The organism is Rhizobacter sp. (genome assembly GCA_021153565.1).
Taxonomy (GTDB): domain Bacteria; phylum Pseudomonadota; class Gammaproteobacteria; order Burkholderiales; family Burkholderiaceae_C; genus Albitalea.
In genome coordinates this window covers 1-8458 of record JAJKJU010000304.1, presented here as the reverse complement: position 1 = coordinate 8458, position 8458 = coordinate 1, and the positions used below count along the sequence as shown (strand labels likewise).

The following is an 8458-nucleotide window of genomic DNA, read 5'->3' as shown; positions in this document are numbered from 1 at the left end:
GTGCAACGGGATCTTTAGCCTACCGGCCGCGGCGGTCACGCCGTGCCGTCAGTGCAGACCCGGGTGCCGCGTCCGCCAGGCTAAAGACTCTCTGCATTATGCACAGCACGCAGTTATGCACAGTTCTCGGACTTGATCCGGCCGCAGGCCGCGATCTCCGTGGGCGCACTGCCATGAGGGTGCCGTTGAACTGGACATAAGTTCGTGGCCGGCGCATGGATGGCGATCTCACAACTGGAGATCGCCATGGACTTGATCCGCTCAATGCACCCGTTGGCCAGGGCTTGGTTGCTCGACGGCCCGCTGTCTTCATACGTCGAGGCATTCCAGGCATTGCTGGAGCGCGGTCGGTACGCCGAAGGCAGTTCGGAGAAGGCCTTGCGTGCCTGGTCGCACTTTTCCCACTGGATGACGAAGTGCCAACTGTCTGCTGATCAGATCGACGAGGCCATCGTCGAGCAATTCCTGGATTCCCATCTGCCGCGCTGCGACTGCCATCCCGCGGCTCTGCGCACACGCAATGACTTGAGCGCCAGTCTCGGGCATCTGCTGGCTTTACTGCGGGAGCAGCATGTCATTGTTGAACTGCCTGGGCCCAGCGGTCCCGTGGCCGAGGAACTGGCCCGCTACAACATCCACATGCGCGACGCCCGGGGCCTGGCAATTGGCACCCGAGAGGATCGGCTCGCGCGCGTCAGCCAGCTGCTGCAATGCAAAGTCGCGGGCAAGGCCATCGCCATCGGCGAGTTGCAGCCGGAAGACGTTCGCGGCTTCATCGCGACGGAGCTCACGCGGGTCAACAGCGCGTCGCACGCCAGCGCGATCACGGCGGCGCTGCGCGCCTACTTCCGATACCGCGGGACCTGCGGTGACGCAGTCAATGCCCTGCTCGGCGCCATCTCGTCGCCGGTGCGATGGAGCCAGGCATCGTTGCCGCGCACTCTGACGACCGAGGAAGTCCGGCGGCTCGAAGCGCATTGCGCCCAGGTCAAGCGGGCGCCGCTGCGCTTGGTGGCCATGGTGCGCCTGGCTCTGGATCTCGGCCTGCGCGTGGGGGAGATTGCCAAGCTGGAGCTTGGCGACTTCGACTGGCGCGCCGGCACGGTGACCCTGAAGAGGACTAAGTCCCTGCGGCAGGACGTCCTGCCGCTGCCGGCGCTCACCGGACAAGCGCTGTCGGAGTACATGAGACACGAGCGACCTGCAACCACGCTGCCGTCCCTGTTCGTCCGTCGGTTGGCGCCACACGACAAGCCCATCGGCGTCGACGGGGTGAGCCGTGCAATCGGACGTGCCTTGCGAAGTGCCGGCATCTCGCGCAGTTGCCACTCGTTGCGTCACACGCTGGCCTGTCGTCTGGTCAACAGCGGCAGCTCGATCAAGGAGGTTGCCGATGTGCTTCGGCATCGATCGCTGGACACCTCGCTGATCTACGCCAAGCTCGACTTGCAACTGCTTGCCGAGGTCGCTCTGCCTTGGCCTGGGAGCGCATCATGAGCGCCCCGTCACCCGCGAGCATCGACCTCACCGGCAAGGTCGAGCAGTACCTGGCTGAACGCCTGCGTCTCGGGTTCAAGCCCTGTTCTTCTGATCTCGCCGTGCGCCACTTCACCCGCTTCATGGCCGGAGAGGGCCGGGACAGCGCGTTGACGGTGGACGTGATGGTCCAGTGGGCGCGCCAGGTCCAGCCCCGGTACCTCGTGGGCGGTCAGGTCAATGTCGACACCGCAGCGCGTCGACTGGCAACGCTGCGCCCCTTCATGCGCTGGCTGCAGCAGTTCGATCCGACCGTCGAAGTGCCTGACGATTCCAGCTTCGGTCCGATCCCGCGCCGCGTAGCGCCTCACATCTACAGCGAAGCCGAGATCGCGGCACTGATCGTCGCGGCCCGCCGACTCGGCCCCTCGGATGGCCTTCGTGCCGCGACCTATGCGACGCTGTTCGGCCTGATCGCATCGGCCGGGCTTCGGGTCTCTGAGGCGATCAACCTGGCCGACTCGGATGCGGATCTGGAAGGCGGTGTCCTGACCATACAGCAGACCAAGTTCGGCAAGTCCCGCATGGTGCCGCTGCACCCCAGTGTGATCAGCCCGCTGGCGGCCTACCGAGCCCTGCGCCGCCAGCACGTGCATCCGAAGCCGCAGATGACCTTCTTCGTCAGCTCGCGCGGCGTGCGCCGCGGCGAGCCGTTGGGAGACAGGCAGGTGCATCGAATGTTCTGTCAGCTGCGCGAGCAGTTGGGCTGGATCGATCGCGGCGGCCATGGCCAACCGCGGGTGCATGACCTGCGCCACAGCTTCGCCGTGAGGCGCATGATCCTGTGGCATCAACAGGGAGCGAACCTCGACCAACGAATGCTGGCCCTGTCCACGTACATGGGCCACATCAACATCTCCAGCACCTACTGGTACCTGAGCGGCGTGCCGGAGTTGATGGCGCTGGCCGGCGCTCGATTCGAGAGGTTCGCCGACATCGCGGAGAGTGACGATGAGTAGCTCTGACTACCGCAAGCCGGCCCCGCCGAGCTTCGCGACGCTGGTCCAGTCCTTCTTCGCCGAGCACCTGACGCAGCAGCGCGCGTTGAGCCCGCAGACTGTTGCGGCCTATCGGGACGCGTTCGTGCTGTTCCTGGACTTCGCCCAGGCGCGCCTGCACAAGACGCCAACGACGCTGTCGCTCGCCGACCTGACGCCCGCGCTGATCCTGGACTTCCTCGATCATCTGGAACGTGATCGGCACAACACCGTCCGCAGCCGCAATGCGCGACTGGCCGCGCTGCGCTCGTTCCTGAAGTTCGCGGCTCGGCGAGACGTAACGGCGCTTCAGGTCGTCGAGCATGCGCTGGGCGTGCCGATGAAGCGCTTCGAGCGGCCGATGTTCGAGTTCCTGACGCGCGAGGAGATGCTGGCCGTGATCGGCGCGCCGGGAGTGGATTGGGTGAGCCGGCGAGATAACCTGCTGCTGGCCCTGCTGTACAACACCGGCGCCCGCGTGTCGGAGGCGATCGGCGTGAAGGTGGGCGATGTCGTGCTGGCCCCTGCCGCCTGCGTGCATCTGCATGGCAAGGGACGCAAGCAGCGGTCTGTGCCGCTCTGGCGATCGACGGTCAAGGTGATCCGCGCCTGGCTGAAGTTCAACCCGGATCTGACTCCCACGTCTGCGCTGCTGCCCAACCGTGGCGGACAGGCGATGACACGATCCAACGTGACGCAGCGCCTGGCATTGGCCGTCAAGGCCGCCGCGCTCACGATGCCGAGTCTGGCCGGGAGAACTATCTCACCGCATTGCCTGAGGCACTCGACGGCCATGCACCTTCTGCAGTCGGGCGTGGACATCAGCGTAATCGCCCTGTGGCTCGGACATGAGAGTCCGGCGACAACGCATCAGTACGTAGAGGCCGATCTCGCCATGAAGGAGAAGGCGCTGGCCAGGCTTCAGGATCCCAACGTGGTTCCACGTCGATTCCGGGCAGACGACGAGCTGTTGAAGTTCCTCAAGACCTTGTGATTACGCGCAGTTCAGAGGCGCGACCGTCGTCTTCGTACGAGGGCGGCAACGTCGCGCTGCTGGACCAACTGTGCATAACTGCGTGCTGTGCATAACGCGGCACACTTGACATCGACCGCGTCAGCTCGAACGTCAGTAACGGGGCGGACCTCGATCTGAACCGCCCCGGATTGTGAGGAGGCTCCAATTCTTGAGAGGATGGAGCCATGACGAAGTCACCGAGGTTTAATTCAATAGATTGCCAAGGCCTGCGGCACGCGAGCGATCACGCCGGAAGTCGATCGGCGAGATTCTTTGTCGGGCACCAAGCGCTGCCTCAAGCCAGTGAAGCCGCTTTCCCCCTTTGGGGAAAACGGTGGAAGTGCGAAACGCGGCGCCCGTGGACTCGCTTGCCGGCGGACGGCGGACAAGCAAAGCTTAACGATGTACTGACCAGCGCGTGTCGCTGAAAGCGAAGTGGAGAGTCCCCACACGAAGGTGCCCGTCGCTTTTCGGCCTACAGGGCGTCCGTAAGGTCGTGTCGAAGGACAGCAAAGGGTCGACTTCGACCGCACGATCGACGAACTTGGCCGACTGGTCTGCATCACATTGCCGTCATAGCAGTTCTTCGAGCGCAGGGGCCCAGGAACACCTCACCTCGCTGCAGTGCGGCGTGCGCGCTCCCAGCGTCGTACTCGCTACAGGGTACAGCTACGATGAGTCTCGGGCCCGATGCAAGCCCCCCCCCGGACGGGGGGGCGACTTCAGAGACGCTCTGTACATGATTGGCTATAGTGCCGGTGCGAAAATTTTCGCGAGAAAACTTCGCCATCAATCACAACGGCAGCAACCAGCGGTACCTCATCGCGTGGCGTTCGCCGAGCGGCGATGTGTCCGGCGAGGTCATCCACGCCGCCGCATGCGCCTTACGTCAAAGGTTAGGCCACAAGGTCGAGCGACGGAGAGGGCTCAGGTTTCGTATTTCATTTCGGCCTCAGCGCGCGTTGCTGGGCTCGAGCGCACCAATGATCATGGGATGGACATGAAGCTACTGAAAGTCTGTGGTGTTGCATCAATCGCGGCCTTGCTGTCGGCTTGCGGTGGAGGTGACGCAGGGTCGAGCACAACGTACGCCTTCGTCACGCCGAAGGTGAACTCCCAGCGAATCTACGCCTACACCATTCTCGACAACTCCAACAACACGATCAACCAAACAATCCGGGACTCGGTCACCGCGGTCAACGCAGACGGGTCGTATGTCTACGTCCAAGACGATCCGAGCGGAAATTCAATTGTCGTCAATGGGACGACGTACTCGACGCTCACCGAGTCGAGAACGGAGAACGACTCGGGACAGATACTCTCGTATTCATACACGCCCGCCAACGGTATCCAGGTCACCTGCACAGTCGCACCGCACGGCACAGGCCCGAACTATCCGCTTGCTGTCGGACAGGCGTGGACGCTGAACTACGCCATCACATGTGGAACGGCGACCCCGCCTCCGTACACGCAGACGGGGTTTGTCGTCGGCATCGAGTCGGTGGCAGTGCCGGCGGGAACGTTTTCGGCCGTCAAGCTGCAGAGCACCCTGACCTGGACCGACGTAAACGGGACAACGCGCACCGAGGCGATTACGACCTGGCGTGACGTGGGCACGGCGATCATCGTGAAGCGGGTCATCAACATTGCGTACAGCGGGACAGCCTTGCTGAACGGCTATCCGGTAACCACGACAACGGCGCTGCAGAGTCAGTCCTGACTTTGCACTTGCTGTCTGAATTTTCGCAGGGCGGTCTCATGCCGGTTCAACGAGTGCTTTGCGGCGCTCATTTTTATAGAGTCCCAAGAAGGAGGAGTCAATGAGAACTATCGTCGCAGCTTGCTCTGCTCTGATGCTTTGCGCATTGGTGCATGCGCAGACCGCCGAACGTCCGCTCGTACAGGTCGGAGACACCTGGACATACCGCCAGACCAACGACACCCGCTCGGGGTTCAAGGAGGAGCGGGAAGTTTACGAAGTGACGCGAACGACGGCGTCGACCATCTACTTCGACGCCCGGCAAGCAGGTTCGGCGCAGCCTCCCAAGAATGTCTTCTCAGGGGTGGACTGGCGCCGTGTGCGCGCCGTCAATGGAGTCGAGACGGTCGTCAATCAACCGTTGGATTTTCCGCTGACGGTCGGCAAGCATTGGGACGTTCACTACCGGGAGGAGCACCCGAACAAGGGTCATGTGTGGGAAGACTTCAACTCGACCTACACCGTGGTGGGCATTGAGCACGTCGAGGTAGCCGCGGGAAAGTTCGACGCGATCAAGATTGAGGCGGAAGGCAGATGGCTAGCCGAGACCGTCCCCTCCAACACGATCGCTACGGCAGCGCTGGGGGCCTCGGGAATATCAACCCTCGCAACCCAAATCGACACCGCGGGTGCGCGTCGGATAGAAGGGCGGATGTACAAGGCGTTCTGGTACGTGCCGTCGGTGCGCCGTTGGGTCAAATCCGTCGAGGAGTACTACGCGAGCGGCGGCGAGCGCAGCGAACGAAATACATCTGAGCTGGACTCTTACCAGTTGAAGTGACAAAGAAAATGCCCAGCATTCGGCCGAAGGAACCTGAACGTCCAATTGCTTCCAGTCCGCTTTGCAGCAGCTTCAGCGCCAGGGCACGCACCCCCACCGCGAACGGCTGCTTGCCGACGTCGAAATCGAAGAGGCCAGCGGCAGCTTTGGGTCGCTATGCAAAGCTTTGCATAGCGACATTCGGCAGGCCGAAGCCGAACGACGGCAACCAGTCTTGAGGCGACGGACGGATGTGCAATGCAGGCTTCGCAGCGTATGCGGCCGGTCGCGCACGTCCGGCGAACTCACGGTATTGGCTCTCTTCCTGCCATTCAGGTATCCAGTAGACCGCGGCACCAACGACCGGTCTCAGGGTACCGCTGACATAGGAGGTCGCCGGGCGCACGACGGCACTTGCTTCAGCACGGCCGAGGCAATCGCTGCCGACGCCGTCCAGCGTCGAAGGCCGACCAAGTGTCTGCTGCTCAAACGCGGCAATTGGCGCTGCCGACCCACAGCGGCAGCATGGCAGATTAGAGTCACCTGGTCGCTTACAGAAATCTGCCGAATCAAAATCGATGGATTGCGCATGTGCCTGTAGAGCATAGCGGGACGCGCCTCTGCAAGCTGCTGGTCAATTGCGCTCGTAGGCCAGCACGGCGCTCTTCACTGCGCTGCGGATCTGGCGCATGACGGGTTGCCAGATATCCCATTCCGCCTTTGTACAACTACCGCTGCTGTTGCTCTGCGGCTCCCAGTGGAAGGTGCGCTGCATGGTGTAGCGGCCATCTTTTTCGCTGTAATCCACTTGCAGCTGTGCGGCATCACTCGTCAGATTCCGGGTACGCGGTAAGCGCAGCAATTTGAGACTATCCGGCAGGCCAATTTCCACTGTGTCTTTGATATCCATTGCCATACAGTTGAAACTGCTGTCGCGGCTCTTCGTTTCAAACAGGTTCAGCACGGGGAAAAACGATACGCCGCCAACATAGGCGTGAGCGAAATCGAGCAAGCCGATATCGCTCTCGGGTAGGTAGTTTTCGATGGTCTGCGTGATCGCGAAACCACGCCAGCCGTTGGCCTCGGGCAACCACTTGAACGTGGCTCGGCCGCGCTTGTTCTGTTTCGTCAGTTGCTCAGTGGCCCAGAGGTTTTCCTTGCCGTTGTGGCGCTCCTGGTAGAACTGTTCGTACCAGCCGCGAAAATCACCGCCAAACCACAAAGCGGTCACGACATTGGCTGAGCCATCTTCATTGATCTTGATCTTCGTTGTGCGTTTGCTCTGGCGATTGTCAGCCTTGCTCAGTGGGGTACTGCCTACGGCTTTATCCAAGCCGGCACGCAGCACCTGTTTGCCCTGATCTTGGTCGGGCAAGTATCCGAACTCGGTAACGACGGAGGTGGAATCCAGATACAGGTCCAGCCCTGGCAGATAGCTGATCATGTGATTGAAGGATTGCATTGGCGCGGCCACCTCCGGCAGACGGTAGTTGGTCAGATCGGCCTGGATCAGCACTGGCAGACCTTCTACACCCACCGCCTTGAGCAGTGTATTGAGCAACACCGCATGATCCTTGCAATCGCCAAAGCGATCCGCAAGTACTTGTCCAGCCGGGTGTGGCACCCAACTCTCCAGCCCGGCGTAGATCGCCACGTAACGGATGTTCTTGCGCACCCAGTCGTAGAGGCGCTGAGCCTTGTCACGATCGGTGTTGGCGTCCGCCGTCAGCTCTTTGCCCAGCATGGCGATTTCGGGCGTTACGATGGCCTGCGGCAGGTACAACTCATGATAAGTTTCGGCCATCGTGTCCCATGAGCCGAAACTGCTGACCCATACATGCGGCTGGCTGATGCGAACTTCGGTCTGCTGTGGCTCAAATATTTTGGTCTTGACGCTGACATAGCGCCAGACCAGCAGGCGGCGCCCTTGCGTCACTTCGTCCTGCACCTTGCTGAAGCCTGTGACATCCATCTGCAGCGCCATCTTTTCCGGCACATCCAGATGGATTTCGGTGTTGTCCTGCACAAAATTCAGCGCGGGCGCATAGGCAAAGGAGAAACTGCCTGGAAACATCGGTTTGTCATGCGAACGCCGGACGACACGGGCCGAATCCCCGGCCGCAAAATCCGGCAGTACCAGCATGATGCTTTCCATATCCTTTTGGGTGTAAAGCCCCAAGCTGCCGCTCTGATGCGCAATGCCGGAAGGTGGCACAGACACGTGGCGACCATCAGCTTTGATGGTTTCAGCGCTTACGATCTCCATCTCGCTGAAAGCCTTGTTGTACTGGATTGTGAAGCGTCCGTTGCTGCGGGCCCCCTGCTCGGTGAGCACCTTGTATTCGGCGTCAATCTCCGTTTCGTAGCTGAAGTCTTCAGCTACGCGGATTCGCTGGATGAGATGGGTGAAT

6 protein-coding genes are annotated in these 8458 nt (G+C 61.5%); 5 read left to right on the top strand and 1 reads right to left on the bottom strand.

What is annotated here, in order from left to right:
* Positions 1-246 precede the first annotated feature (246 nt).
* The 5 genes from AC30NL_RS19180 to AC30NL_RS19160 all read left to right on the top strand — a co-directional run bounded on the left by AC30NL_RS19180 (position 247) and on the right by AC30NL_RS19160 (position 6068).
* Positions 247-1497, top strand: a complete 1251-nt coding sequence (locus AC30NL_RS19180; RefSeq protein ID WP_489465587.1) for a tyrosine-type recombinase/integrase — start codon at positions 247-249, stop codon at positions 1495-1497.
* A complete protein-coding gene (locus tag AC30NL_RS19175) occupies positions 1494-2495 on the top strand; it encodes a tyrosine-type recombinase/integrase (protein WP_489465586.1) in 1002 nt (333 codons plus the stop codon). Before AC30NL_RS19180 ends, AC30NL_RS19175 begins: the two co-directional genes overlap by 4 nt.
* Positions 2488-3507 (top strand): tyrosine-type recombinase/integrase, encoded by a 1020-nt coding sequence (locus tag AC30NL_RS19170; protein WP_489465585.1) that lies wholly within the window; start codon positions 2488-2490, stop codon positions 3505-3507. The genes AC30NL_RS19175 and AC30NL_RS19170 overlap by 8 nt, the downstream gene beginning before the upstream one ends.
* Before the next feature lie 1021 nt (positions 3508-4528).
* Positions 4529-5248: a hypothetical protein gene (locus AC30NL_RS19165; RefSeq protein ID WP_489465584.1), complete on the top strand. Its 720-nt coding sequence runs from the start codon at positions 4529-4531 to the stop codon at positions 5246-5248.
* Between the two features lie 100 nt (positions 5249-5348).
* Entirely contained in the window at positions 5349-6068 is a 720-nt protein-coding gene (locus AC30NL_RS19160; protein ID WP_489465583.1) for a hypothetical protein, read from the top strand.
* A gap of 613 nt (positions 6069-6681) precedes the next feature.
* Here AC30NL_RS19160 and AC30NL_RS19155 read toward each other — a convergent pair.
* Positions 6682-8458 (bottom strand): DUF3857 domain-containing transglutaminase family protein (locus tag AC30NL_RS19155; protein WP_489465582.1); only part of this gene is annotated, 1777 nt, incomplete at its 5' end.

Coding starts and splice junctions, on each gene's coding strand:
- AC30NL_RS19165 (WP_489465584.1), top strand. CDS start 4,529: ATGAAGCTACTGAAAGTCTGTGGTGTTGCATCAATCGCGGCCTTGCTG.
- AC30NL_RS19175 (WP_489465586.1), top strand. CDS start 1,494: ATGAGCGCCCCGTCACCCGCGAGCATCGACCTCACCGGCAAGGTCGAG.
- AC30NL_RS19170 (WP_489465585.1), top strand. CDS start 2,488: ATGAGTAGCTCTGACTACCGCAAGCCGGCCCCGCCGAGCTTCGCGACG.
- AC30NL_RS19180 (WP_489465587.1), top strand. CDS start 247: ATGGACTTGATCCGCTCAATGCACCCGTTGGCCAGGGCTTGGTTGCTC.
- AC30NL_RS19160 (WP_489465583.1), top strand. CDS start 5,349: ATGAGAACTATCGTCGCAGCTTGCTCTGCTCTGATGCTTTGCGCATTG.